This is a genomic window from Microbispora rosea (assembly GCF_044460045.1).
Lineage (GTDB): Bacteria > Actinomycetota > Actinomycetes > Streptosporangiales > Streptosporangiaceae > Microbispora > Microbispora rosea.
Map to the genome: position 1 here is coordinate 25,670 of NZ_JBITJO010000016.1, position 24,106 is coordinate 49,775.

The window sequence follows — 24,106 nt, forward strand, 5'->3', positions numbered from 1 at the left end:
GGTTGCCGTACCAGGCGATCCGGGCACAGGTGGGCTCATTCCTCGTCGCGGCCGTGCAGGTAGTCCTCGAAGGTGGGGCGTCGATCCCTTTGACGTGTGAACACGATCGCGGCCACCAGCCCGGCAGGGGCCATTACGAGCCGGAGCGCCCAGCGGCCAAGACGACGGACCACCCTGAGCAGTTCCTTGAGCGACTGCCAAGGGTGTCTCAGGGCCATGACGGTCACGACGAGGGCCATGCCGCCGAGGCTGACCCCCGAGAAGTCGTCGGAGTCGTCTCGTCCCCTCTTCTCGGTCACGGCGCGGAAGTGAGGGTTAAGGGCAGGGGCTCGATGCTGCGGACCAATGGAATCCTCTCAAGTCAGCCTGGACACCAGGGTCGCAGTTGAGCCGTGATCAGGCCAGGGCCTGCACGGAGCGTGGCTCGCAACCGGCGGCACCGGCGATATCCGCACCCGTGAGAAGTGATGTGCAGCCGACGGGTGGCGGGGCGACGCGGCCGAAGCCGGCGTCAGGACGACAGAGTTCCCCGGGCACCGGCGATGATCAATTCGAGGCCGTCGTGGAAGGCGCGGTCCCGGCGCTCCCTGGGCCAGCCGTCGGCTCCGGTCTTGCGGGCCTGTTCCTCGATCGCGTAGCCGTTGACGTAGGCCAGGACGGTGTCCACGGCGATGGTGGCCGTGTCGGCGGGAACACCCGCGGCGATCAGAGCGGCGATGAGGCGCTCGAAAGTGGCGACGGCCTCGGCACCGGGGTGGTGGAAGCCGGCTATGAGGCGGGCGCCGTCGCGGTGGGCCAGCATGACCTCGCGCACGCCGGACGCCACGTCGCGCAACAGCTCGTCCCAGGAGGTGCCGGAGAGCGGAACGACGTCGTCCGCCGAGCCGACCAGGTGCGTGACCATCGCGTCCAGCAGGGCCTGCTTGCTGGGGTAATGCCGGTACAGGGCACTCGCTCGCACCCCGAGCCGGCTCGCCAGCAGCCGCATGGTGAGAGCGTCCAGGCCTACTTCGTCGAGCAGCTCGATCGCCGCCTGCAGCACTTGGGTGCTCCGCTGCCCCATCGCGTCCTCCTGAATCGGGGTTGACAGTCCTTCCCCAATGACGTGAACAATGTACACGTGAACGCTGTTCACCTAGTCATGGAGGAGCACGATGACACGTGTCCTGGTGATCGGGGCGGGGCTCGGCACGATGGTCAAGGGACCGGGGATCACGCTGATGCCGGGAAGGATGCGGTTCGGCAGGGAACCCCGCGAAGCCGCCGCCGAACTCGTTCCCGGCCTGCCCATGCCCCGCAGCGAGAGCTACGTGAGGTGGGTGCTGCTCGTACCGCCGGACCATCCGGCGGCGACCACGCCGGGCCGGGAGGACGCCCGGGAACCGGCACTGGAGTTGATCGACGGCCGGCATCCCGACCTGCAGGACCTGGTCTCGGCGCTGGACGACTACCGGCACGACCTGCTGGAACGCGGGAACGCGGCGGTGGAGGCCGGCAAGCGGGCGATGCACACGTTCGTCCGGGCTGCAGGCGCGCGATGAAGGATTCGCCGCGCACCGTGAGCGAACACGTTCGTTCGGCCGACGGAACCGTGATCGGCTACCGCCGCAGTGGCCACGGACCCGGGCTGATCCTCGTACACGGCGGGATGCTGGCGTCGCAGCACTTCACGAAGCTCGCCGCCGCTCTGTCGACCTCGTTCACCGTCTATGTGCCCGACCGGCGCGGACGTGGGCTGAGCGGCCCTCACGGCGCCGACTTCGGCGTACAGCGGGAGGTCGAAGACCTGCGGGCGCTCGTCACGGCGACCGGCGCGTCGCAGGTCTTCGGCCTGAGCTCCGGCGCGCTCGTCGTCCTGCGTACCGCCCTGGTCACGCCCTCCCTTGAGCGGATCGCCCTGTACGAGCCTCCCTTGTCGATCGGCGGCTCGGTGCCGACGGACTGGCTGGCGCGCTTCGACCGCGAGATCGCTACGGGGAGATCCGTATCCGCGCTGGTCACGGGGATGAAAGGCCTGGACACCGGGCCGTCGTTGTTCACCAGGATCCCCCGCTTCGCCCTCGTGCCGCTCCTGACGATCGGCGCGCGCCTGCAGGGCGACGGATCCCCCGATGAGGTGACGGTCGAGGCGCTCATCCCGACGCTGCGATTCGACATGCAGCTGATCAGGGAGATGGCCGACACGGTAATGGACTACGCGGCGCTCGATGCGCGGGTGCTGCTCCTCGGCGGTACGAAGAGCGCGGCATACCTGCGTCTCGCGCTCCGGAAACTGTCCGAGGTGCTCCCGCGCGCGCGAAGCATCGAGCTGCCGGGGGCCGGGCATTCGGGGCCGGAGGATGACGGAGCCCCGCTCGTCGTGGCCCAGGCTCTACGTGAATTCTTCGGCGCGCGATGACGGGCGGCGGCCATCGCCGGCGCCCCTGACGGCGTTCGCCGCCTGGTGGAGCTGTGCACCAGCCTGACTACGGCGAGCAGCCGGAGCGAGTCCCTGCGAGCAGATAGGCCGGCCCTTCCGCATGGGAGCGCGCCACCTGACGCGACAGCCCTACGATCGGCTCATGCGTGCTGCGCGCCAAGAGGCGCTGGTGATGATCGGATATGCACTGGGCATGGTCGTCACGCCTGTCGTCCGTGATTGGACGAGTGGCCGGATCGGCGGGCGGCTCCTCGACGAGAGCATGCTCATCTGCGCCCTGATGTTCGAGGTCGCGTTCCTCTTCGGCCTCGCCCGGCTCCTTTTCCGAGGGTCACGCCGGCTCGTCCGCGTGGTGGGGCGCCGGCAGGCGCGGAAAGCGGGGTGACTCCCAGTGGCTGAACTCATAGCGGACCTGTTCGTGTCGGTGGACGGCTTCGCCGCGGGCGTGGACGTGGGCGCCTTCTTCGGCTACTCGGGTCCCGGCCTCGACGCCTGGATACGCGAGGCGACCGAGCAGCCGCAGCTGATGCTCATGGGACGCGTCACCTACGAGGCGCTGGCGGCGATCTCGTCCGAGGCCACCGACGAGGCGAGCACCCGGATGAACGACCTGCCGAAGGCCGTCTTCTCCAATACCCTGCGAGAGCCGCTCATCTGGAGGAACACCCGGCTCGTACGCGGCGATCTCGCCGAGCGGATCACGGCGCTCAAGCGGGAGTCGGACGTGCCGCTGCGCTCGATCGGCAGCCTCACGCTGGTGAGAAGCCTGATGGAGCTCGGCTTGGTCGACCGGCTCCGGGTGATGGTCTTCCCCCTCACACTGGGCGGCGACGGCCGGGAGCCCGCCTACGCCGGCTATCCCCGGACCGGGCTGCAGCTGGCCGGCACCAGGGTCCTCGACTCCCGCATCGTCCTGCTCGAATACCGGCCGGGTGCCTCCTCGGGCTAATTGATGTGACTGCGCGCCGAAGCCACGGCAGGATGCCGGGATGACCGACACACGTATCGATCCCCCTGTCGTCGCGGGCGAGCGCGCGATGCTGCGCGCCTGGCTGGACTGGCACCGTGAGACCCTCGCCGTGAAGTGTCAGGGCCTCACCGAGGAGCAGCTGCGGCTACGTTCCGTGCCGCCCTCCAGCATGTCGCTGCTCGGCCTCGTGCGGCACATGGCCGACGTCGAGCGAGCCTGGTTCCGGCGGCGGCTGAACGGCGAGGACCTCGGCGGCATCTACTACAGCGACGACGACCCGGACGGCGAGTTCGACAACGTGGACACCGCGTCCGCCGAGGAGGCCTTCGCGACCTGGCACGCGGAGATCGAGCACGCGCGGGCGGCCGAGGAGGCCTGCGCGGACCTGGACACGACGACGAAGACGGGCCGTCAGGGAGTCCACCACTCGCTGCGGTGGATCATGTGCCACATGATCGAGGAGTACGCCCGCCACAACGGCCACGCCGATCTGCTGCGCGAGCGCATCGACGGGGCGACGGGCGAGTAGCCCCCGGCCCGGAGGGGCCGGGGGGGCGGGCTCAGCCGGACAGGCGGACCGGGTTGACGAGGTCGGCGTAGATGAGAAGGCCGCCCATGACGACCAGCACGGCCGCCATGACGTACGTCAGCGGGAGCGCCTTGGCCACGTCCACGTAACCGGGGACGGGCCTGCGGCGCACCCGCGCGAACGCCCGCTTGACGCCCTCCCACAGCCCGCCGGCGATGTGACCGCCGTCCAGCGGCAGCAGCGGGATCAGGTTGAACATGCCCACGGCGAGGTTCAGCCCGGCGAGCAGGTTGATGAAGATCTCGATTTTGTTCTCGACCGAGAGGTCGGAGGCGGCGATCTCTCCGCCGATGCGGCCCGCCCCGACGATGCCGATCGGCCCGTTCGGGTCGCGCTTCTCGCCCGAGAACGCGGCGTTCCACACGCCGACCATCTTCTTGGGGATGTTGACCATCGCGACGGCGGTGCGCTCGGTCAGGTCCCACATCTGCCCGACGACATAGCCGGGGCCCTTCTTCACGACGACGGTGGTCGGACTCACGCCCAGGAAGCCGACGTTCTTCTCGATCTTGTCGGGGTCGGTCAGCGAGGGCATGTCCTGCGCGATCAAGTCGACCTGGACGTCGGTCCGCTGCCCGCCCCGCTCGATGCCGAGCGTCGTCACCCCCGCGCCGTGCTCCCGGATCAGCTGCTGCGCGGCCTCCCAGTCGGGGACCTGCGCGCCGCCGACGGCGACGATCTGGTCTCCGGGCCGCAGACCGGCCTTGGCGGCGGGCGTCAGCGGATCGCTGTCCTTGCAGTCCCGGTGCCCCGCCTCGGCGGCGGGGATGGCGCACTTGGACACCGAGGACACGACAGGCGTCAGCTCGCGGACGCCGAAGCCCATCATCACGACCGCGAACAGCACGAACGCGAGCACGAAGTTCATCGCCGGGCCGCCGGCCATGATGATGACCTTCTGCCACCAGGGCTTGCGGTAGAAGACCCGGTTCTCGTCGCCCGGCCGGATCTCCTCGGAAGCGACCGCCCGCGCGTTCTCGATCAGGCCCTGCCAGGGACCGGTGGACACGCTGCGCAGCCTGCCGGGCTCGTCGGAGGGGCGCGGCGGCAGCATGCCGATCATGCGAATGTAACCGCCGAGCGGGACCCACTTCACGCCGTACTCGGTCTCGCCCCGCCTGCGTGACCACATTGTGGGCCCGAAGCCGACCATGTACTGGGTCACGCGGACGCCGAAGAGCTTTGCGGGCACGAGGTGCCCGATCTCGTGAAGGGCGATGGAGACCAGCAGACCGACGAAGAGGATCCCGAATCCGGCCACGAAGAGCCAGCTCATCAGCGCGTACCCCCGAATAGGAGAAGGTGCCTTGGCGGACGAAGCACCCTTCGAGCGTAGCCCACCCGCACGAGGGTGAAGACTTTTCCGGTGCCGGTTCGGCTTGCCCGTGTGTGACCGATTGGGGACACTTCGTTGACAGTATGCAATTGGGCGATCACCCTTTGAGAGACGTCCAGAGGGGAGCATCTTGATCCGGATCCTGGTGGCCGAACACCTTCCGTTGGTGCGGCGAGGCCTCGTCGCGTCCCTCGACGGGGAGGACGACCTGCGGGTGGTCGCGGACGTCGGGTCGGGCGAGGACATCGTGCCCGCGGCCCTGGACGTGCGGCCGGACGCCGCCGTCGTCGACGCCGACCTGCCCGGAGTGGACGGGCTCGCGGCGGCCGCGCGGCTGGGAGAGAAGGCGCCACGCTGCCGGGTGATGCTGCTGTCGGCGCAGCCCAGCCCGGGTCACGTCAAGCGGGCCTTCGCGGCGGGCGTCCTCGGCTACCTGAGCATCGAGGTGGCCCCCGAGCATCTCGCCGACGGCATCCGCCGGATGGTCGCCGGACGCCGGGTCGTCGACTCCGAGCTTGCCGTCGCCGCGCTGGAGGCCGCCGACTGCCCGCTGACGCCGAGGGAGCACGACGTGCTGCGGCTCGCGGCGGGGGGCGGGCGCTCGAAGGACATCGCGGCCGAGCTGGGCCTGTCCGTCGGCACCGTGCGCAACCACCTGTCGCGCATCCTCGTCAAGACCGGAGCGCGCAACCGCGTCGACGCCGTGCGGATCGCGACCGACTCCGGCTGGCTGTAGGAAGCTCAGGGGCGCCAGATCAGGACGAGCGCGCAGTCGTCGTTGTGACCGGAGGACATCGACTGCACGAGCTGCCGGGCCTTGTCGCGGAATCCCGACGGGAGCAGCCGCTCGGCCTCGCCGAGCAACCGGTCGAGCCCGGCGTCGATGTCCCGGCCGGGCTGCTCGATCAGCCCGTCGGTGAACAGCATGAGCGCGTCGCCCTTGCGCAGCACCCCGCTGTCGGTCTCGCAGGCGAGGTCGGGCACCACGCCGAGCACGACGCCCTTCGCCGTGGAGACCCGCCACGTGCCCGACCCGGAGTCGAACCGGACCACGGGTGGGTGCCCTGCCGAGGTGATGGTGTACTCCCCGGTGGACAGATCGAGCTCCACGTGGACGGCGGTGACGAACCCCTCGTCGCCGAGCTGGCGATGGAGGTAGGAGTTGCACGCCACGAGGAAGTCGTCCACCGAGCCGAGCAGGCCGCCGAAGGTGCCCGACAGCATGAGCGCGCGGGTTCCCGCGTCCACGCCCTTGCCGGACACGTCGACGACCGCCACCTGGACCCGGTCGCCCTCCCGCATCGAGACGACGAAGTCGCCGCCGAACGACGATCCCCCGGCCTGCTTCAGCACCACCTTGCCGCCCCAGTCCTTGGGCAGCGGCGGCAGCTCGCTCTGCCGCTTGAGCCGGTCGCGCAGCTCCAGCAGCATCGCGTCCCCACGCAGGCCCTGAACGCCGAGCTTGCCGCGGGTGCGGGCCATCGTCCAGGCCAGCGCGGCGGTGAAGGCCATCGTGATGAGCAGCCCCGGCCCGACGCTGAGCACTCCCCTGACCGGTCCCATGTACGTCAGGGCCGCCACGACCGCGCACAGCAGGAGCGCGAGACTGCGCAACCGGAGCTGGAGGCCGCCGATCAGCGTGAAGAGGATCAGCAGCGAGGGCGAGAACCAGTACGCCGACACGTCCGCGTCGAGCACGGCGACCACGACGGTGAGCATGACGAGAGCGACCAGGAGGTAGCGGTCCTTCGACCAAACCTTCCGAACAAAACGGACCAACGGCACCAGAAGTGGCACACGCGCCAGGAGCGCGCGCAGCCGAGGAGGGATCAGCGGCGCCGGACGGGAATTCATGATGGCCTCGACTGTATCCGGACATCCCAGGTGGCGGTACCTGCTTGACCAACGTCTAGATCATCCGGCACGGATATTGGGTCGCCTCACGCCGCGGCCCGCTTCTACGGTGCTCTGATGAGCATCACCGTTCGCCCCATCGAGGAATCCGAGTGGCCGGCCTTCGTCGCCGTCGACTACGAGGCGTTCAGCGGCACCTACCCCCTGGAGATGGCCGACCGCTGGCGCGAGGTCCTGGAGCTCGACCGCCTGCTGTCCGCCTTGGACGGTGATCTGATGGTCGGCTGCGCCGGCGCCCTGTCCTTCGAGATGACGGTCCCCGGCGGGCCGATCCCCGTGGCCGGCGTCACGTCGGTGGGCGTGCTCCCCTCGCATCGCCGCCGCGGCGTGCTGACCGCGCTCATGACCCGGCAGCTGCACGACCTGCACGAGAATGGGCGTGAGGCCGTCGCCGCGCTCTACGCCAGCGAGGCGGGCATCTACGGACGCTTCGGGTACGGCAGGGCCGCCGACACCTTGTCCTTCCGCATCCCCACCCACCGGTCGGCCTTCACGCGCTCGGCCCCCGCCGACCCCGCGCTGCGCCTGCGCACGGCCACCCCGGCGGACGCGCTGCCCGCCCTTCAGCGGGTCTACGACGCCGTACGGCCCGGCCGTCCCGGCATGTACGCGAGGTCCGACGGGTTCTGGCGGACCGAGGTCGTCCCGGACACCGAGCACGACCGTGGCGGGATGGGCCCGCTGCGCTGCCTCATCGCCGAGGATTCGACGGGAGCGCGCGGCTACGCGCTGTTCCGGGCGAAGGCCGACTGGAACGAGCACGCCGTGCCGGAAGGGGAGGTCCGGCTCCTGGAGCTGATGGCCGCCGATCCCGCGGCGTACGCGCTGGTCTGGCGCGGCGTCCTCGACCGGGACCTGTGCTCTGTCGTCCATGCCGGGCGGCGGCCGGTGGACGACCCGATCATGCACCTGCTGGCCGAACCCCGCCAGCTCAACGCGATCTGGTTCGACGACCTGTGGATCCGCCTGGTGGACGTGGACCGGGCCCTGTCCGCCCGCGCGTACGCGGCCCCCGCCGACCTGGTCCTGGAGATCGTGGACGAGTCCTGCCCGTGGAACGCCGGCCGCCGGCGCCTCGTCACCGGCAAGGCGTCCTGCGAGCCGACGGACGCGCCCGCCGACCTCACGCTGCCGGTCGACGTGCTGGGCGCGGCGTACCTCGGCGGGCGGCCCCTGCGCGCGGCGGCGGACGCCGGGCTGGTGCGGGAGCACCGGCCGGGGGCCCTGAGCGAGCTGTCGGCCGCCATGGCGTGGGACCCGGCCCCCTGGGGCTGCCGGGTGTTCTGATCGGCGCACGGCTGCCGCTACGCGCACCCGTGGAACCGCGCAGCCTTGGGAGAGCGCGGTCTCGGGAGCGCGCGGCCTTCTGGCCGCGTAGGCTTCGGGCCGCGTAGGCTTCTGGACATGGCGCTGCAGAGTTTGCAGATCACCGCGATCACGGCCATGCGGGCCCGTGACGTGTCCCGGCCGACGACCGAGCAGCAGGAGGCCGCCGATCAGCGGCCGCTGCGCGACGAGACGCCCCGGCGGGAGCCCCGCCGGGGCCGGGACAGGGACGGGGCCCGCTAGAGGTACGTCAGAGGCACTCAGGCGGGCAGCGGCGGCAGTTCGCCGGTGGTCTCGTAGTCGGCCAGCTGGCGGATCCGCCGGGCGTGTCGCTCGGCCCCCGAGAACGGCGTGGCCAGGAAGAGCGCGACGAACCTGGCGGCCTCCTCCGGCGTGTGCTGCCGGGCGCCCAGACTGATCACGTTGGCGTCGTTGTGCTCGCGGGCCAGCTTCGCCGTCTCCTCGTTCCAGGCGAGGGCCGCACGCACCCCCCGCACCTTGTTGGCGGCGATCTGCTCGCCGTTCCCCGAGCCGCCGATCACCACCCCGAGGCTGCCCGCGTCGCCGGCCACGCCCTGCGCGGCGCGCAGCACGAACGGCGGGTAGTCGTCCTCCGCGTCGTAGACGTGGGGACCGCAGTCCTCCACGTCGTGGCCCTGCTCCTTGAGCCAGGAGACAAGATGATTCTTCAGCTCGTAGCCGGCATGGTCGGCACCGATGTAGACACGCACGCCACAAGTTTCCCAGAAAGGCTCTGGCGGGGACGACCCCGGGCTCCACTAGAGTAATGGCCGATATGGGCCTGCGTCCCTTACACCCTCCGGCCTGACAGGAGTGTCATGCACGAGCTTCGGTATGTCGGCGACCCGGTCCTGCGTACCCCCGCCGAACCCGTGACGGACTTCGACCGCGAGCTGCGCCGGCTGATCGACGAGATGTTCGCGGTCATGTACCAGGCCGACGGCGTCGGGCTCGCGGGGCCGCAGATCGGCGTGGGCCGGCGGCTGTTCGTCTACGACATCAGCAACCGCAAGGGCCACGTGATCAACCCGGAGCTGACGATCGACGACACCGAGCAGGTCGTCGAGGAGGAGGGCTGCCTGTCGGTGCCCGGCAAGGAGACCGGCAAGCCGCTGTACGCCCCGACCCCCCGCGCCGCCGGGGTCACCCTGCGCGGCGTCGACAAGCTCGGCCGGCCCGTCGCCGTCAAGGCCCGGGGCATGCTCGCCCGGTGCTTCCAGCACGAGTTCGACCACCTCGAGGGCACGCTGTACGTCGACCGGCTGGGCAAGGACGACCGCCGCAAGATCCTCCTGCAGGCGCCCTGACGTCCTACAGCTGGATGGCCTTGATCTCCAGGAACTCCTCCAGGCCGAACTCGCCGAGCTCGCGGCCGATCCCGGAGTGCTTGTAGCCGCCGAACGGCGCCATCGTGTTGAACCGGCCGCCGTTGACGGCGACCTGCCCGGTGCGCAGGCGGCGCGCGACCGCGAGCGCCCTGCCCTCGCTGCCCGCCCACACGGCTCCCGACAGCCCGTACGGCGTGCCGTTGGCGATCTCGACGGCCTCGTTCTCCGACGAGAACGGGATGATCGACAGCACCGGGCCGAAGATCTCCTCCTGCTCGATCGCCATGCCGGGCGAGACGCCCGCGAAGATCGCGGGCTCGACGTAGTAGCCGCGTTCCATGGGGTTGTCGGTCCCGCCGAGCACGAGGCGGGCACCCTCCTCCTGGCCGCGGTTGATGTACCTGACGACCCGGTCGCGCTGGGCGGCGGACACCAGGGGCCCGAGGCGGGTGCCCTCGGCGAACGGATCGCCGGGGACGTAGGCGCCGGCCGCCTCCACGGCGAGCCGCACGGCGTCGTCGTACTGGTCCCAGTGGACGAGCATCCGGGTCAGCGCCGAACAGGTCTGGCCCGAGTTGAGGTAGGCGCCCGCGACGCCGTTCCTGACCGCCTTCTCCAGGTCGGCGTCGGGGAGGATGATGTTCGCCGACTTGCCGCCCAACTCCAGGGCCACCCGCTTGACGGTCTCCGCCGCGAGGGCCGCGACCCGGCGACCGGCCCTGGTGGACCCGGTGAACGAGACCATGTCCACGTCCGGGTGGGCGGCGATGGCCTCGCCGACCACCGGCCCGTGGCCGCTGACCATGTTGAACACGCCGGGCGGCAGCCCGATCTCGTGGAAGATGTCGGCCAGCGCGTACGCCGCGAGCGGCGCGACCTCGCTCGGCTTGAGCACGACGGTGCAGCCGGCCGCGAGGGCCGGAGCCACCTTGCACACCACCTGGTGGAGCGGGTAGTTCCACGGCGTGATCGCGCCGACCACGCCGACGGGCTCCCGCACGACGAGCGAGTTGCCCGTGCGGCCGCCGTCGAACTCGTACCGCTTGGCGAGGTCGGCGTAGGAGGCCAGCACCTCGGCGGGCATCAGCGTCTGCACCTTCAGCGCGAGCGTGAGCGGGGCGCCCATGTCGGTGGCGATCGTGGCCGCGATCTCCTTGGCGCGCTCCTGCAGCAGCCCGGCCGCCGCCCCCAGGAACGCGGCGCGTTCCGCCGGTTCCAGGGCCGACCACGACGGGAAGGCGGCACGGGCGGCGGCGACGGCGGCCTCGACGTCGGCGGGTGCCCCGGCGGGCACCCGGTCCACGACCTCCTCGGTCGCGGGGTTGACGACGTCGACGGCCTCGCGGGAGGAGGACGGGGCCCAGGCTCCGTTCACGTAGAGGTGACGCATGTCACTCATCCTTGCGCCTCGGTTGTCAGATGGCGAGCCCTCCGGCAGAAACCTTTCCGGTGGATTCACGCGAGGTGAAGGAGCCTGTGAAGATCTCAGGTGAAGATCGGGTCGCGGGTCCTCGACCTCTTCAGCTCGAAGAAGCCGTCGGTGCCGGCGACGAGCAGGACGCCGTCCCACAGGCGCGCGGCGGCCTCGCCCCTGGGGATGGGCGAGACGACGGGGCCGAAGAACGCCGCGCCCTCGACGGCGATGACCGGTGTGCCGACCTCCTGGCCGACCAGGTCGATGCCCTCGCCGTGCGAGCGCCGGATCTCCTCGTCGTACTCCTCCGAGTCGTGCGCGGCAACCAGCGCCGGGTCGAGCCCGGCGGCGGTGAGGGCCTCGGCGATCGTGTCCCGGCCGCGCTCGCGCCCCTCGTCGTGGAAGCGCCTGCCGATCTCGGTGTAGAGGTCGCCGAGGACCTGCTCGCCGTACTTGTCCGCGGCGGCGGCCAGCACCCGCACGGCGCCGAGTGTCTGCTTGATCCGATCGCGGTAGTCGGCGGGGATGTCCTTGTCCTCGTTCAGCACCGCCAGGCTCATGATGTGCCAGCGCACGTCGATCGGACGCAGCGCGCCCACCTCGTGGATCCAGCGCGAAGTGATCCACGCCCAGGGGCAGGCGGGGTCGAACCAGAAATCGACAAGCTTTCGGTCGGACACTGTGACACCCTCTCGTACGGACTATGGTTCCCTCGGTCGTCAACCCGGGCAGGAAATCTCCTATTCCAGGTAGGAGCGATCTCGAATCCGCCTTGTCGCCGCGGCGTGGCAGGATTCATGCAATCCCTGGCGCGACGGGGCGGCGGGGATCGGGGGCGTTGACCATGCGATGAGGAGCGGGTGTGGCAGGGAATCTGACACGGGACGAGGCTCGGGAGCGTGCTCGGTTGCTCTCCGTTCAGTCCTACCAGGTCGAACTCGACCTGACCGAGGGCGAGGAGCGGTTCGAGAGCATCACGACGGTCCACTTCACGTCGGACCGTGAGGGGGCGGACACGTTCATCGACCTCCACGGCGCGCACGTGCGGAAGGTCGTGCTCAACGGCAGGGAGCTGGACATCAGCACCTACGACGCCGAGAAGGGCCGCATCCCTCTGCCGGGGCTCGCCGGGCACAACGAGCTGCGCGTGGACGCCGACTGCTCCTACATGCGCACGGGCGAGGGCCTGCACCGCTTCGTCGACCCCGTGGACCAGCAGGTCTACCTGCACAGCCAGTTCGAGACGGCCGACGCGCACCGCATGTACGCCTGCTTCGACCAGCCGGACCTCAAGGCGACCTTCGAGCTGACCGTCCTCGCCCCCGGCGACTGGGAGGTGGTGTCCAACGCCGCCCCCGACGTGGTCGAGTCGCTGGAGGAGCACCACGGGCGGCACGGCACGCTGCAGGCCGCCAAGCGCTGGCACTTCCCGCCGACTCCCGTCATGTCGACGTACATCACGGCCCTCATCGCCGGGCCGTACGCGGTGGTGCGCGACGAGCACGACGGGATCCCGCTCGGGATCTACGTGCGCCGCTCGCTCGCGCAGTACCTCGACCCCGAGAACATCTTCGAGGTCACCAAGCAGGGCTTCGACTTCTTCCACCGCGTCTTCGGCCTGCGCTACCCCTTCGGGAAGTACGACCAGCTGTTCGTGCCGGAGTTCAACGCGGGCGCCATGGAGAACGCGGGCGCGGTGACGTTCCTGGAGGACTACGTCTTCCGCTCGCGCGTGACCGACGCGCTGATCGAGCGCCGCGCGGAGACGATCCTGCACGAGATGGCGCACATGTGGTTCGGCGACCTCGTCACCATGCGCTGGTGGGACGACCTGTGGCTGAACGAGTCGTTCGCCACCTACATGTCCGTGCTGTGCCAGGCCGAGGCCACCCGGTGGGGCCAGGGCGCGTGGACGACCTTCGCCAACGTCGAGAAGGCCTGGGCCTACCGGCAGGACCAGCTGCCCTCCACCCACCCCATCGCCGCGGACATCCCGGACATGCAGGCCGTCGAGGTCAACTTCGACGGCATCACGTACGCCAAGGGCGCCTCGGTGCTCAAGCAGCTCGTCGCGTACGTGGGGCTCGACAACTTCCTCGCCGGGGTGCGCGACTACTTCAACGAGCACGCCTGGAAGAACACCACCCTGCAGGACCTGCTGTCGGCGCTGGAGCGCACCTCCGGGCGCGACCTGTCGTCCTGGTCGAAGGAGTGGCTGGAGACCTCGGGCGTCAACACGCTGCGGCCGTCGTTCACCACCGACGGCGAGGGCCGGTTCCTGAGCTTCGACGTGCTGCAGGAGGCCACGCAGGAGCACCCGACGCTGCGCTCGCACCGGGTGGCCATCGGCCTGTACTCCCTGCGCGACGGCGTGCTGACCAGGACCAAGCGGGTCGAGCTCGACGTCGTCGGCGCGCGTACGGCCGTGCCCGAGCTGGTCGGCGAGGTCCAGCCCGACCTGGTATTGATCAACGACGACGACCTCACCTACGCCAAGGTCCGGCTCGACGAGCGGTCGCTGCACACCCTCGTCGGCGGCGGGATCACCGCGTTCACCGAGTCGCTGCCCCGCGCGCTGTGCTGGTCGGCCGCCTGGGACATGACGCGGGACGCCGAGATGGCCACCCGCGACTACGTCAAGCTCGTGGTCTCCGGCATCGACGCGGTGCGCGACATCACCGTCCTGCAGACCGTGCTGCGCCAGGCCCGCCAGGCCGTGCAGCAGTACGCCGACCCCGCGTGGCGGGCCACCGGCCTGGCCGAGCTGGCCGGCGCGCTGCGCCGCCTCGTCGCGGCGGCCGAGCCGGGCTCGGACCACCAGCTCGCGTACGTCAACGCCCTCGCGGCGACCGCCACCTCGTCCGAGGACCTGGCGTTCCTCAAGGGCGTGCTCGACGGCACCGAGGCGCCCGAGGGCCTGGCCGTCGACGCCGACCTGCGCTGGACGCTCATCCAGTCGCTCGTGTCCGGCGGCGTCCTCGGCGCGGCCGACATCGACGCCGAGCTGGCCAGGGACGCCACGGCGACCGGCGAGCGCTCGGCGGCCACCAGCCGGGCCTCGATCCCGACCCCGGAGGCCAAGGCCGAGACCTGGGCGACGATCGTGGGAGGGAAGCTGAGCGGCGCGCTGCTGCGCGCCACGATCCTCGGCTTCGTGGACCCGCAGCACCCCGAGCTGCTGGAGCCGTACGGCGACCGGTACTTCGAGGAGATCGGGCGGATCTGGAGCGAGTGGACCTCCGACATGGCGCAGAACTTCGCCATCGGCTGCTACCCCGCGCTGCTGATCCGTCCGGAGACCGTGGCCCGCACACAGGACCACATCACCGAGACACAGCCGCCACACGGGCTGCGGCGCCTGCTGCTCGAGGGCGCCGACGGCGTCAGCCGAGCACTGCGCGCCCGAGCCCGAGACGCCTCCGCGTGATCTTGTAGTTTGTCGCAGAGGACCCCGCCGAGCTGCCCTGTCAACCTTGGTGATCTTGCTTGATTCGGCGGGTCCCCTCCTCCACCAGCATGAAGACAGTCCGTGATCTTGCGGCCGGGCGAATCGGGTGCAAGATCACGGACTTTTGTCGTACGGCGCGAGCTTCGCGGATCACCCGGCGGCGCCGAGCACTGCAAGATCACGACGGGGTAGTGGGGGCAAGTGGGGTGCAAGGGCGGTGCAAGGCACCGGCGGTGCGATGGGCGCACCGGGGCCGTTCACAAGGCGGGCGGTCCGGGGCTACCGTCCGTGCAGGAGGCCCGTGATCGCCATGATCCCCATGCTCGTCGTCCTCGCCGTCGTGGCCGTCCTCGTCGCGACGCTCGTGTCCGCCTACAACCGCCTCGTACGCGCCCGCAACGCCGTCGACAACGCCTGGGCGCAGATCGACGTGCAGCTCAGGCGCCGCTACGACCTGATCCCCAACCTCGTGGAGACCGTCAAGGGCTACGCCGCCCACGAGCGGGCCACGCTGGAGGCCGTCGTCACGGCGCGCTCTCAGGCCATCGGCGCCCGCGGCCCCGAAGAGCGGGCGGCGGCCGAGAACATGCTGTCCGGCGCGCTGAAGAGCCTGTTCGCGGTGACCGAGGCCTACCCCGACCTCAAGGCGAGTGCCGGCTTCGCCGAGCTCCAGGAGGAGCTGGCCGCCACGGAGAACCGGATCGCCTACTCCCGGCAGTACTACAACGACGCCGTCCTGACCTACAACAACGCCATCCAGACGGTGCCCGCCAACCTCGTGGCGGGCATGACCGGCTTCACGGCCCGCGAGTATTTCCAGGCGCCCGGCGAGGTGCGCGGCCCCGTCCAGGTCGGGTTCTGACATGGCTCTCTGGATGGCCGCGGCGGCGGCGACCGGCCTGTGGCTGCTGCTCCTGCTCGCGCTCGCCGTGGCGACGAGAAACCCGGGCGTCGAGCCGGGGCCGGCCACCGGGGCGCTCGCCGGGCAGTCCCCCGCGGTGGTCGACCTGATCACCGGCGACTGGCGGCTGTGCGACGAGGCGGCCTCGGCCACCCTGCTCGACCTGGCCGCCAGGGGCGTCGTGGCCGTCGAGGAGATCGGCCCCGAGCTGTCCCTCGTACGGCTGCGTGGGCGGCCGGGCGGCCTGAGGCCGTACGAGCGGCTCGTCTACGACCACGTGCGCTCGCTGGCCGTCGACGGCGCGGTGGCGACGGGAGCGCTGGCCGAGGGCTCGCGCGACCTGCGCCGGTGGTGGAAGAGCTTCCGCAGGAAGGTCATCGTCGAGGCGCGGGAGCAGGGCCTGTCCCGGCCGCGCTGGAGCCGGGCGCACGCGCTGCTCCTCGGCGCGGCGGCGTCGGTCCCCGCCGTGGCTATCGGCATCGCGGTCGGCGCGGGCGACGCCGGTGCGGACCACGACGGCGGGCCCGGTGCGGCGATCCTGTCCTTCGCCCTTCTCGTGGCGTTGATGGACAGGCTGAACGGGGAGCGCGGCACGGCCGAGGGGGCCGCGGCCGCCGCGCACTGGCTCGGCGTCCGCGAGCACCTGCGGGCGACCGGACGGTTCGCCGAGCAGCCCGCCGCCTCGGTCACGATCTGGGGCCGCCACCTCGCGTACGCCGCCGCGCTCGGGCTCGCGCCGCGGGCCGTCGGGAACCTTCCGGTCAGCACCCCCGCCGACGACAGCCGGGCCTGGTCCGACCACGGCGGGATGTGGCACGTCGTGAACGTCCGCTACCCCTCACGGCTGCTGTGGGGCCGGCCGCCGGGGGCGACGATCCTGCGGGGTCTCGCGGCCGGCTGGTTCGCCGGGTTCTCCACCTGGATCCTCCTGGTGGTCGCCGCCGCGTTCGGCCTGTGGCCGGACGGGCTGGTCCTGCCCGCCGCCCTCGCCGTGGGCCTGGCGGTCGCCGGCCTGCCGGTCGTCTATGCGATCGGCGACCTCGGCGGCGCGGCGGCCGTCGAGGGCCGGATCGTCCGGCTGCGCCGCTTCCGGGACGGCAGCAAGGCCGACGACACCGCCAAATGGACGTACTGGTGCGCGATCGACGAGGGGAACTCCCGCGAGGTCAGGGCGATGTGCCTGAGCGAGGAGATGTGGCGTCCCCTGCGGGAGGGCGACACGGTGCGGGCCACGGCGGGGCGCAGGCTCGGCTGGATCAGGCGGATCGACGTGATCGAGGACTCCCGGCTGCGGGCCTCTTACGACGACAGCGGCGAGCACCTGGTGGACGCGCCGGAGAACCTCGGCGAGGTGCGCGTCCTGCCCGACCGCCCCGCTCGCGCGTCCCGGGCCGACGACGGCGGGGCGGATGACCGCCGGCGCCCTGAGTAAGGTCGTCGGGTGCACTCAGCCCACGACCTGTTGATCGCCCTGGCCGGGAGGTACTCGTTCGGCGACGTCGGCGCGCTCGCGCCGGCCGTGCTCGGGGAGGGAGGGCGGGCGGCCCTGGTCGCGTCGGTCTGCGAGTTCGGCCAGCGGCTGCTCACGCTCGACGCGGAGGACTTCCACACCGAGCTCGACGCCCAGACGGTGCCGGCCGACCTGCGCAGACGCGCCCGCGCGTGCCACATGCCGCAGACGCCGAGGGAGCAGCCGCGCGGCGCGCTCGACTCGCTGCGGCCGGCGTACGCGCTGCTCCTCGAGGTCGTGGAGGCCCGCTGGCGGCGGCGCGAGCTCAGCTCGATGATCGCGGCCGTGCACATCTGCAGCGAGTATCTTCCGCTGCTCGCCTTCGAGCCCGCGCTCGGCCACGCGGGCGACCCGGCCCGCTGGCCGGAGGGCCTGCGCGCTCCCGGCAGCCGGTTCGGGGTCATGCCCGACCGGGAGTGCGACCACACCCGGGCGGAGCGGTCGGCGGCCGAGCGGACGCTGCGCGTGGCCGTGGAGCCGCCCGCGGGCTGGCGGGCCTACTTCGATCGGCAGCACAGCCAGGTGGCGGGGGCGCTCGCCACCTGCGCGGGCCGGTGCCGCACCCCCTGCCCCGCCCTCGACTGGGTGCCGGACCTCGACGACCTGTCCGCCCGCTGCCGGATCGCGCTGACGTTCGCCGAGACCCCGCTCGTACGGCTGCGCCACGCGGCCCCGGTCGGCCACGGCTTCGGCGTGCCGTCGCCGGAGGAGGTGCTGGAGGCGTGGGAGCGCAGCCGCGCCGCGCTGGCCAAGCACGAGGCGGCCGCCGGGGTCACCGCCGACGACGGCTTCCCGTTGCCGGGGCTTCCCACCCTGTTCTCCGCCGTGGCCGCGGCGCCGGTGCGGCCGGCCACGCTGCTCGCCGACGTCTCCGCGTACGTCGTCGAACTGCTGCGGGGGTGACGTGCTCCCAGCCTCCGGCCGTCACCAGACCGGCGGCCTGCGATCCCCCCAGAAACCGCCGACCGACGCCTCCACCTGGGCCGACAGAGAGATGAGCGTCCCCTCGTCGCCGTACCTGCCGGCCAGCATGACGCCGATGGGGAGGCTGTCGGCCGTCCAGTGGAGCGGGAGGTTCACGGCGGGCTGGCCGCTCACGTTGTAGATGGCCGCGAAGGGTGCGAAGCGCATCATCCGCTCGAACGTCTCCTCGGGCGACTCCACGTCCTCGAACCAGCCCACGGGCACGGGCGGCTGGGTGACGGTCGGCGAGAGCACCGCGTCGTAGGCGTCGGTCACCAGCAGCGCGAAGCGGGTGGCGAGCTGGAGCGTCGACTGCGCCTGGAGGAACTCGGGGGCCGAGATCGCGTGGCCGCGCTCGCGCAGCCACGCGGTGAGCGGGCGCAGCTTCGGCTCCAGTCCCTCCGCCACGGGGTGCATGCAGGAGAAGCTGAACCACATCTTGACGAACTCGGGCACCACGTCCGGGCCGAACGGCGGCGAGATCTCCTCCACCTCGTGGCCGAGCGACTCCAGCAGCGCCGAGGCGCTCTCGTACGCCGCCAGCACGTCGGGGTGGACCTCCGCGCCGGGCACGGCGGGCGTGGCGAACCTGGCGATCCGCAGGCGCCCCGGGTCCCGCCCGACGTAGGCCGAGAACGACCCGAGCCCCGGCGCGGGAGCGTGGTAGAGGTCCCCGGGGTTGTTGTGGGCCATGACGTCCAGCAGCGCCGCGGCGTCGGCGACGTTCCTGGCCAGCGGCCCGTTGGTCGACAGCCCCGCGAGGTCGGGCATGATCGGGGCCGCGGATATGCGGCCGCGGCTCGGCTTGATGCCGTACAGGCCGCAGACGGAGGCGGGGATGCGGATCGAGCCCGCGCCGTCGCTGCCCTGCGCGGCGGGCGCGAGACCGGCCGCGACGGCGGCCCCCGCTCCCCCGCTCGACCCGCCGGCCGACCGCGCGGTGTCCCACGGCGTGCGGGTCGGCTCGTGCAGGTAGGTCTCGGTGTAGCAGGGCATGCCGAACTCCGGGGTGCTGGTCTTGCCCAGCATGACCGTGCCGGCGTCCCGCAGGCGCTCGACCACGCTGTCGTCCGCGGGCGCGACGAACCCTTCGTACGTGGCCGAGCCGAAGTAGACCGGCACGTCCTTGACGAAGTTGAGGTCCTTGATCGGGATCGGCACGCCCAGCAGCGGGGGCAGTTCCTCGGCGCCACCGGCGGCCAGCCGGGCCTCCTGCTCGCGCGCCTGGGCCAGGGCCCGGTCGGCGGTCACCGTGACGAACGCCCCCAGGCCGGGATCGAGCCGCTCGATGCGCTCCAGGTAATGCTCGGTGATCTGGACAGGAGAAAGTTCACCCGTACGTACGGCTGCCGCCTGCTCAAGAGCGGTAAGATCGTGAATGTGCGCCACGCTACCGAACGGTAGGCCCCCGGGCCGCGGATATCTAGAGAAGATACCCGCACTTCCGCGCAACGAATCGGCTCAAGCAGGCCACAAAAGTATGAACCATCCAACACTAGGCAAGCCGCTGACGGCTCAACTACCGTGAGTGATGTGGATACCGGTCTAGCGCCAGAAGACGGTCACGATACGTCACCTATCTGGGTGGGTGACCAATCGTCAGAGCAGGCGGAACGCCCTTCGGCGCCACCTGAGGCGCCGGCGTCTCCCACGTATGCGCCGGTCGAGCGCACGTCGCTGATCAGCCTGTGGCAGGACACCCGATATCGCCACCTGCGCCGCCGGGCCGTGATCGCGGTCGCGGCGGGTGTGGTGTTCGGCGTGCTCTTCACCAGCTGGCGGCTCGGGCTCACCGCGGCCATCCTCGCGTGCGTCGCCGACGCCGTCTACCGGGCGAGGACGGTCTCCACCATCCCCGCGTGGCGGCGCGCCTCCGCCGCGGAGCGTCAGACGGAGGCCCAGCTCAAGAAGCTGGAGCGCAACGGCTACAAGACGCTGCACGCCCGGGCCATCCCCGGTAGCGAGGCGCAGATCGACCACCTGGTGGTCGGGCCCACCGGCGTGTACGCGGTGGACTCGGAGAAGTGGGACAAACGGCTGCCCGTACGGGTCCAGTCGCACCGCAAGCTCTTCCACGGCCCGTTCAACCAGAAGCCGCGGCTCGACGAGGCCCGGTGGGAGGCGGCGCAGGCCAGCGACCTGATCAGCAAGGCGCTCGGCCGGGAGATCACCGTGGTGCCGTCCCTGGCCATCTACGGGCCGCCGATCCCGTGGCGCATCCTCAACATCCGTGAGGTGGACGTCTTCTCCGGAGGGCTGGTGCGCAAGTGGATCACCAAGCGGGAGAGATCGCTCACCACCGCGGAGATCGACGCGATCTACCAGGCCGCCGCACGCGTGCTGCCCGCGCGGTATCCCGAGTAGAGCGGTTTCCCGGGTAGACACGTCCCGACTCGTGGACAGCGGGTCTCGGCAGCCGGGCAGTGGTCGTACCATTTGAAGACTCAGTTGTCTCCGGATGGGGGTCCCTCGATGCCCGCTCTCAGGTCCCGCACTGTCACTCACGGCAGGAACATGGCCGGCGCCCGCGCGCTGCTCAGGGCCACGGGCGTAGCGGGCAGCGACCTCGGCAAGCCGATCGTGGCGATCGCCAACAGCTTCACCCAGTTCGTGCCCGGCCACGTGCACCTGCGCGAGGTCGCCGATGTGGTGGCCGGCGCGGTCCGCGAGGCGGGCGCCATTCCGCGCGAGTTCAACACGATCGCCGTCGACGACGGCATCGCGATGGGCCACGGCGGCATGCTCTACTCGCTGCCGTCCCGCGAGCTGATCGCCGACGCGGTCGAGTACATGGTCAACGCCCACTGCGCCGACGCGCTGGTCTGCGTCTCCAACTGCGACAAGATCACGCCCGGGATGCTGCTCGCCGCCTTCCGGCTCAACATTCCCACGATCTTCGTGTCCGGCGGTCCGATGGAGGCCGGCAAGGTCCCCGGCCGCAAGCTCGACCTGATCGACCCGATGATCGCCTCCGCCGACGCGAGCGTGTCGGACGCCGAGCTCCTGGAGATGGAGGAGAACGCCTGCCCGACCTGCGGGTCCTGCAGCGGCATGTTCACCGCCAACTCCATGAACTGCCTCGCCGAGGCGATCGGCCTGGCCCTGCCCGGCAACGGCACCACGCTGGCGACCCACAAGGCCCGCAAGACCCTGTTCGAGAACGCCGGACGGCAGATCGTCGACCTCGCCCGGCGCTACTACGAGGACGACGACGAGGCGGTCCTGCCGAGGAGCATCGCCACCCGTGAGGCGTTCGAGAACGCCATGGCGCTCGACGTCGCCATGGGCGGATCGACCAACACGATCCTCCACATCCTGGCCGCCGCCCGCGAGGCGGGCGTCGACTTCGGGCTGAAGGAGATCAACGAGCTGTCGCTGCGGGTGCCCTGCCTCTGCAAGGTCGCCCCTGCCACGATGAAGTACCACGTCGAGGACGTGCACCGGGCGGGCGGCATCCCCGGCATCCTTGGCGAGCTGGACCGGGCCGGCCTGCTCCACCGCGACCTGCCGACCGTCCACTCCGCCTCCATCGCGGAGTACATCGCCAAGTGGGACCCGCAGTCCCCCCAGGTCACCGACGAGGCGCTGGAGCTGTGGCACGCCGCCCCCGGCAACGTGCGCACCGTGAAGGCCTACTCGCAGGACGCCCGCTGGGAGTCGCTCGACCTCGACCGCGCCGAGGGCTGCATCCGCGACCTCGACCACGCGTACACCAAGGACGGCGGCCTCGCCATCCTGTACGGGAACATCGCGCAGGACGGTTGTGTGGTCAAGACGGCCGGTGTGGACGAGTCGATCTGGCGCTTCTCGGGTCCGGCGGTCGTGTTCGAGTCGCAGGAGGAGGCCTCCGAGGGCATCCTCGGCGGCAAGGTCAAGGCCGGCGACGTGGTCGTCATCCGCTACGAGGGCCCCAAGGGCGGCCCGGGCATGCAGGAGATGCTCTACCCGACGAGCTTCCTCAAGGGCAAGGGCCTGGGCAAGGCGTGCGCGCTGATCACCGACGGCCGCTTCTCGGGCGGCACCTCGGGCCTGTCCATCGGTCATGCCTCCCCGGAGGCCGCCGAGGGCGGCGCGATGGCCCTGATCGAGGACGGCGACATCATCGAGATCGACATCCCCGGCCGCTCCATCGAGCTCAAGGTGGCCGAGGACGTGCTGGCCGCCCGCCGCGAGCGGCTCCTGGCCGACCTCGGCGGCTACCGGCCGCGCGACCGGCAGCGCCCGGTGTCGGCCGCCCTGCAGGCGTACGCCGCGCTGACCACGTCGGCCTCGACCGGCGCGTCCCGCGACCTGTCCCAGCTCTCCCGCTAGATCGTGTGGGGCCGCCTCGCCGGAGGCGGCCCCGCATTCTCCTGCCGGTCAGCTGTAGGAAACCGACTGCACGCTGCAGTTCGTCATCCACGGGCCGGGATAGACCGGAGCCGTCGTGCAGCCCCAGGTGGCCGTCACGGTAGTCGTTCCCGCGGGGATGCTGACGCTGCCGGCGGAGCCGGCGAAGTCGTACATATGGCCCTCGCTGCATATGGCGGAGACGCTGACGGCCGTCGTCCCACTGGCCAGCGTCTTCGTGAACTGCCACGCGTGCGTGGCCGGGACCGCGACCATGCTGGAGTAGGGCACCCCTACGACGGAGATGGGGTACCAGTCTCTGGTGTCCCCGAAGCTGTTGTAGTTGAGGCAGTCCACCGTGGCGTTCAGTGTGACGGTGTCGGCCATGGCGGGGCTGGGCGCGAGCGCGAGGCTCAGCACGCCGGTGGTCACGAGCGCCGCACCGAGCGCGAGCACTCTCCGGGCTGGATTCGCAGCGAACATTGCTGTCCCTTCTCCCTCATTTCAATTCAGTCACAACGAATGCACCACCTCCCACAGGAACGGTCAATCACCCGCGTTTTCGGCAGGCCGTAACGTCGCACCGGCGGAAAGGGCGCCCAGCCGATGACCCGAAACGCAATACCGGCCGACCAAGCAGCCGAAATCCACTATGCAGCGGTGATTGCGGATAATTTAGGAGCGATTTGGCGAAATGTTTCGAACGCTCGACTTATCGTGATTTCCGGGTGGAGCCCGGTCCGTGAAAGTTTCAGGGTGTCAGCCGTCCGCGGCGGCCGAGAAGCGGTCCATCCGCATGGCGCGGCTCACGGCCCGTCGCCGGTGCGAGCCGCGCACAGGCGGTGAGCGGGTCGCCGCCGCTCCGGTCTTCGCCACCGCCGGTGTCCATGGGGACCGTGGCCGTACGGCTCGACGGGCGGGCACACGCCGGAGTGGCTACAGTGGCGGGCATCGACGCGACGACCGGTTTCCCGCGTCGGCGGTCAGGCGTCCCGGACAGGAAACGGTGACCAGGAGGACAGGCCAACGTATCGCCTTTCCCGAGCACGCGTTCGGAAAAATGTCAGTCCTCGTCGCTATTGTCGAGATATGGCCAACGTCATTCGGCACTCGCTGACCGCCGAGGAACTCGCCGCCCTCGCCCTGTCGCTCGCTCACCTCGGTGCCGGCCCGCAGTCGGTCACCGCACGGCGCGGACTGCGCCACGCTTTCGAGCACCTCGATCTGGACGACGACGTCATCGCCACGACCCTGACCACCCTGACCACTCCACTGCCCACCGACGTCGCCCGGCGGGCGCGGGCGGTGGCCAACGCGATCACCGCCCGCCTGGTGATCCGCATCCAGTATCACGACGCCGCGGGCCGGATGACGGTCCGCGACGTCGAGCCGGTGACCTGCCTGGTCCACGGCGAGTTCTGGTACCTGGTGGGCTGGTGCCGCATGCGCCGCTCGATCAGGGCGTTCCGCTTCGACCGCATCCTGGCGGTGGAGCCGACCGACCTACCGGCCCGCGCGCACCTGCCGCAGCGCTACCTGCCGTTCCAACGGCGCTCGCGGGCCAGCCGCCCGTCAGCGGCCTGACCCACCGGCCCGCGGGCGTGGCGCCACGCCCGCGGGCCGCAGGGCCGGACACAG

At 70.9% G+C, this 24,106-nt stretch carries 25 protein-coding genes; 16 read left to right on the forward strand and 9 right to left on the reverse strand.

Annotated features, from left to right (window positions below; genetic code table 11):
• Nucleotides 1–35: 35 nt before the first annotated feature.
• Entirely contained in the window at nucleotides 36–299 is a 264-nt protein-coding gene (locus ACIBK1_RS38310; protein WP_357318673.1) for a hypothetical protein, read from the reverse strand.
• A 212-nt stretch (nucleotides 300–511) separates the two neighbouring features.
• On the reverse strand, nucleotides 512–1,063 hold the full coding sequence (locus ACIBK1_RS38315; protein WP_396740524.1) for a TetR/AcrR family transcriptional regulator C-terminal domain-containing protein: 552 nt from the start codon (nucleotides 1,061–1,063) through the stop codon (nucleotides 512–514).
• Nucleotides 1,064–1,154: 91 nt separating this feature from the next.
• Between ACIBK1_RS38315 and ACIBK1_RS38320 the strand changes: the two genes are divergently transcribed.
• The 5 genes from ACIBK1_RS38320 (at nucleotide 1,155) to ACIBK1_RS38340 (ending at nucleotide 3,918) form a co-directional block, all read left to right on the forward strand.
• Entirely contained in the window at nucleotides 1,155–1,541 is a 387-nt protein-coding gene (locus ACIBK1_RS38320) for a hypothetical protein (protein ID WP_030509586.1), read from the forward strand.
• 17 nt (nucleotides 1,542–1,558) lie between these two features.
• Complete coding sequence (locus ACIBK1_RS38325; protein WP_396740527.1) at nucleotides 1,559–2,398, forward strand: alpha/beta fold hydrolase; 840 nt, start codon at nucleotides 1,559–1,561, stop codon at nucleotides 2,396–2,398.
• A 163-nt stretch (nucleotides 2,399–2,561) separates the two neighbouring features.
• Entirely contained in the window at nucleotides 2,562–2,804 is a 243-nt protein-coding gene (locus ACIBK1_RS38330) for a hypothetical protein (protein ID WP_030509588.1), read from the forward strand.
• Nucleotides 2,805–2,810: 6 nt separating this feature from the next.
• A complete protein-coding gene (locus tag ACIBK1_RS38335) occupies nucleotides 2,811–3,368 on the forward strand; it encodes a dihydrofolate reductase family protein (protein WP_396740529.1) in 558 nt (185 codons plus the stop codon).
• 40 nt (nucleotides 3,369–3,408) lie between these two features.
• Nucleotides 3,409–3,918, forward strand: coding sequence for a DinB family protein (locus ACIBK1_RS38340; RefSeq protein ID WP_363528177.1), 510 nt, complete (start codon nucleotides 3,409–3,411; stop codon nucleotides 3,916–3,918).
• A 31-nt stretch (nucleotides 3,919–3,949) separates the two neighbouring features.
• Here the strand turns inward: ACIBK1_RS38340 and ACIBK1_RS38345 are convergent, their stop codons facing one another.
• The gene (locus ACIBK1_RS38345) at nucleotides 3,950–5,254 is read right to left on the reverse strand and encodes a M50 family metallopeptidase (RefSeq protein WP_030509591.1); all 1,305 of its coding nucleotides are present in this window, start codon (nucleotides 5,252–5,254) and stop codon (nucleotides 3,950–3,952) included.
• 190 nt (nucleotides 5,255–5,444) lie between these two features.
• Between ACIBK1_RS38345 and ACIBK1_RS38350 the strand changes: the two genes are divergently transcribed.
• Nucleotides 5,445–6,050, forward strand: a complete 606-nt coding sequence (locus tag ACIBK1_RS38350; protein WP_076434991.1) for a response regulator transcription factor — start codon at nucleotides 5,445–5,447, stop codon at nucleotides 6,048–6,050.
• Between the two features lie 5 nt (nucleotides 6,051–6,055).
• On the opposite strand, the gene ACIBK1_RS38355 is transcribed toward ACIBK1_RS38350, so the two are convergent.
• Entirely contained in the window at nucleotides 6,056–7,168 is a 1,113-nt protein-coding gene (locus ACIBK1_RS38355) for a PP2C family protein-serine/threonine phosphatase (RefSeq protein WP_030509593.1), read from the reverse strand.
• Between the two features lie 117 nt (nucleotides 7,169–7,285).
• Here ACIBK1_RS38355 and ACIBK1_RS38360 point away from each other — a divergent pair, with 117 nt between their 5' ends.
• Both ACIBK1_RS38360 and ACIBK1_RS38365 read left to right on the forward strand, forming a co-directional pair.
• The gene (locus ACIBK1_RS38360; RefSeq protein WP_030509594.1) at nucleotides 7,286–8,515 is read left to right on the forward strand and encodes a GNAT family N-acetyltransferase; all 1,230 of its coding nucleotides are present in this window, start codon (nucleotides 7,286–7,288) and stop codon (nucleotides 8,513–8,515) included.
• Nucleotides 8,516–8,632: 117 nt separating this feature from the next.
• Nucleotides 8,633–8,797: a hypothetical protein gene (locus tag ACIBK1_RS38365; protein ID WP_156081022.1), complete on the forward strand. Its 165-nt coding sequence runs from the start codon at nucleotides 8,633–8,635 to the stop codon at nucleotides 8,795–8,797.
• A gap of 17 nt (nucleotides 8,798–8,814) precedes the next feature.
• Here ACIBK1_RS38365 and ACIBK1_RS38370 read toward each other — a convergent pair whose 3' ends face one another.
• Nucleotides 8,815–9,285, reverse strand: a complete 471-nt coding sequence (locus ACIBK1_RS38370; protein WP_030509595.1) for a ribose-5-phosphate isomerase — start codon at nucleotides 9,283–9,285, stop codon at nucleotides 8,815–8,817.
• Nucleotides 9,286–9,393: 108 nt separating this feature from the next.
• On the opposite strand from ACIBK1_RS38370, the gene def reads away from it, so the two are divergent.
• Nucleotides 9,394–9,882 (forward strand): peptide deformylase, encoded by a 489-nt coding sequence (gene def, locus ACIBK1_RS38375; RefSeq protein ID WP_030509596.1) that lies wholly within the window; start codon nucleotides 9,394–9,396, stop codon nucleotides 9,880–9,882.
• A gap of 4 nt (nucleotides 9,883–9,886) precedes the next feature.
• Here the strand turns inward: def and ACIBK1_RS38380 are convergent, their stop codons facing one another.
• Nucleotides 9,887–11,293: an aldehyde dehydrogenase family protein gene (locus ACIBK1_RS38380; RefSeq protein ID WP_076434994.1), complete on the reverse strand. Its 1,407-nt coding sequence runs from the start codon at nucleotides 11,291–11,293 to the stop codon at nucleotides 9,887–9,889.
• Nucleotides 11,294–11,388: 95 nt separating this feature from the next.
• Complete coding sequence (locus ACIBK1_RS38385; RefSeq protein WP_396740532.1) at nucleotides 11,389–11,997, reverse strand: mycothiol-dependent nitroreductase Rv2466c family protein; 609 nt, start codon at nucleotides 11,995–11,997, stop codon at nucleotides 11,389–11,391.
• A gap of 182 nt (nucleotides 11,998–12,179) precedes the next feature.
• Between ACIBK1_RS38385 and pepN the strand changes: the two genes are divergently transcribed.
• The 4 genes from pepN (at nucleotide 12,180) to ACIBK1_RS38405 (ending at nucleotide 18,079) form a co-directional block, all read left to right on the forward strand.
• The gene (pepN, locus tag ACIBK1_RS38390; RefSeq protein WP_396740534.1) at nucleotides 12,180–14,744 is read left to right on the forward strand and encodes an aminopeptidase N; all 2,565 of its coding nucleotides are present in this window, start codon (nucleotides 12,180–12,182) and stop codon (nucleotides 14,742–14,744) included.
• Between the two features lie 331 nt (nucleotides 14,745–15,075).
• Nucleotides 15,076–15,627: a LemA family protein gene (locus ACIBK1_RS38395; protein ID WP_396740611.1), complete on the forward strand. Its 552-nt coding sequence runs from the start codon at nucleotides 15,076–15,078 to the stop codon at nucleotides 15,625–15,627.
• Nucleotide 15,628: 1 nt separating this feature from the next.
• Complete coding sequence (locus ACIBK1_RS38400; RefSeq protein ID WP_396740536.1) at nucleotides 15,629–17,098, forward strand: DUF2207 family protein; 1,470 nt, start codon at nucleotides 15,629–15,631, stop codon at nucleotides 17,096–17,098.
• A 9-nt stretch (nucleotides 17,099–17,107) separates the two neighbouring features.
• Nucleotides 17,108–18,079 carry a hypothetical protein gene (locus tag ACIBK1_RS38405; RefSeq protein WP_396740538.1) on the forward strand — a complete coding sequence of 324 codons (972 nt, stop codon included), beginning with the start codon at nucleotides 17,108–17,110 and terminating at the stop codon, nucleotides 18,077–18,079.
• A gap of 21 nt (nucleotides 18,080–18,100) precedes the next feature.
• Here ACIBK1_RS38405 and ACIBK1_RS38410 read toward each other — a convergent pair whose 3' ends face one another.
• Nucleotides 18,101–19,528: an amidase gene (locus tag ACIBK1_RS38410; RefSeq protein ID WP_396740540.1), complete on the reverse strand. Its 1,428-nt coding sequence runs from the start codon at nucleotides 19,526–19,528 to the stop codon at nucleotides 18,101–18,103.
• Nucleotides 19,529–19,723: 195 nt separating this feature from the next.
• On the opposite strand from ACIBK1_RS38410, the gene ACIBK1_RS38415 reads away from it, so the two are divergent.
• Nucleotides 19,724–20,503, forward strand: a complete 780-nt coding sequence (locus ACIBK1_RS38415) for a nuclease-related domain-containing protein (protein WP_239105190.1) — start codon at nucleotides 19,724–19,726, stop codon at nucleotides 20,501–20,503.
• A 108-nt stretch (nucleotides 20,504–20,611) separates the two neighbouring features.
• Nucleotides 20,612–22,450, forward strand: a complete 1,839-nt coding sequence (gene ilvD / locus ACIBK1_RS38420) for a dihydroxy-acid dehydratase (protein WP_357314462.1) — start codon at nucleotides 20,612–20,614, stop codon at nucleotides 22,448–22,450.
• Between the two features lie 48 nt (nucleotides 22,451–22,498).
• Here ilvD and ACIBK1_RS38425 read toward each other — a convergent pair whose 3' ends face one another.
• Nucleotides 22,499–22,951, reverse strand: a complete 453-nt coding sequence (locus ACIBK1_RS38425; RefSeq protein WP_156081023.1) for a hypothetical protein — start codon at nucleotides 22,949–22,951, stop codon at nucleotides 22,499–22,501.
• Nucleotides 22,952–23,557: 606 nt separating this feature from the next.
• Here ACIBK1_RS38425 and ACIBK1_RS38430 point away from each other — a divergent pair.
• Nucleotides 23,558–24,052, forward strand: a complete 495-nt coding sequence (locus tag ACIBK1_RS38430) for a helix-turn-helix transcriptional regulator (RefSeq protein ID WP_030509607.1) — start codon at nucleotides 23,558–23,560, stop codon at nucleotides 24,050–24,052.
• The last annotated feature ends 54 nt before the right edge of the window (nucleotides 24,053–24,106 follow it).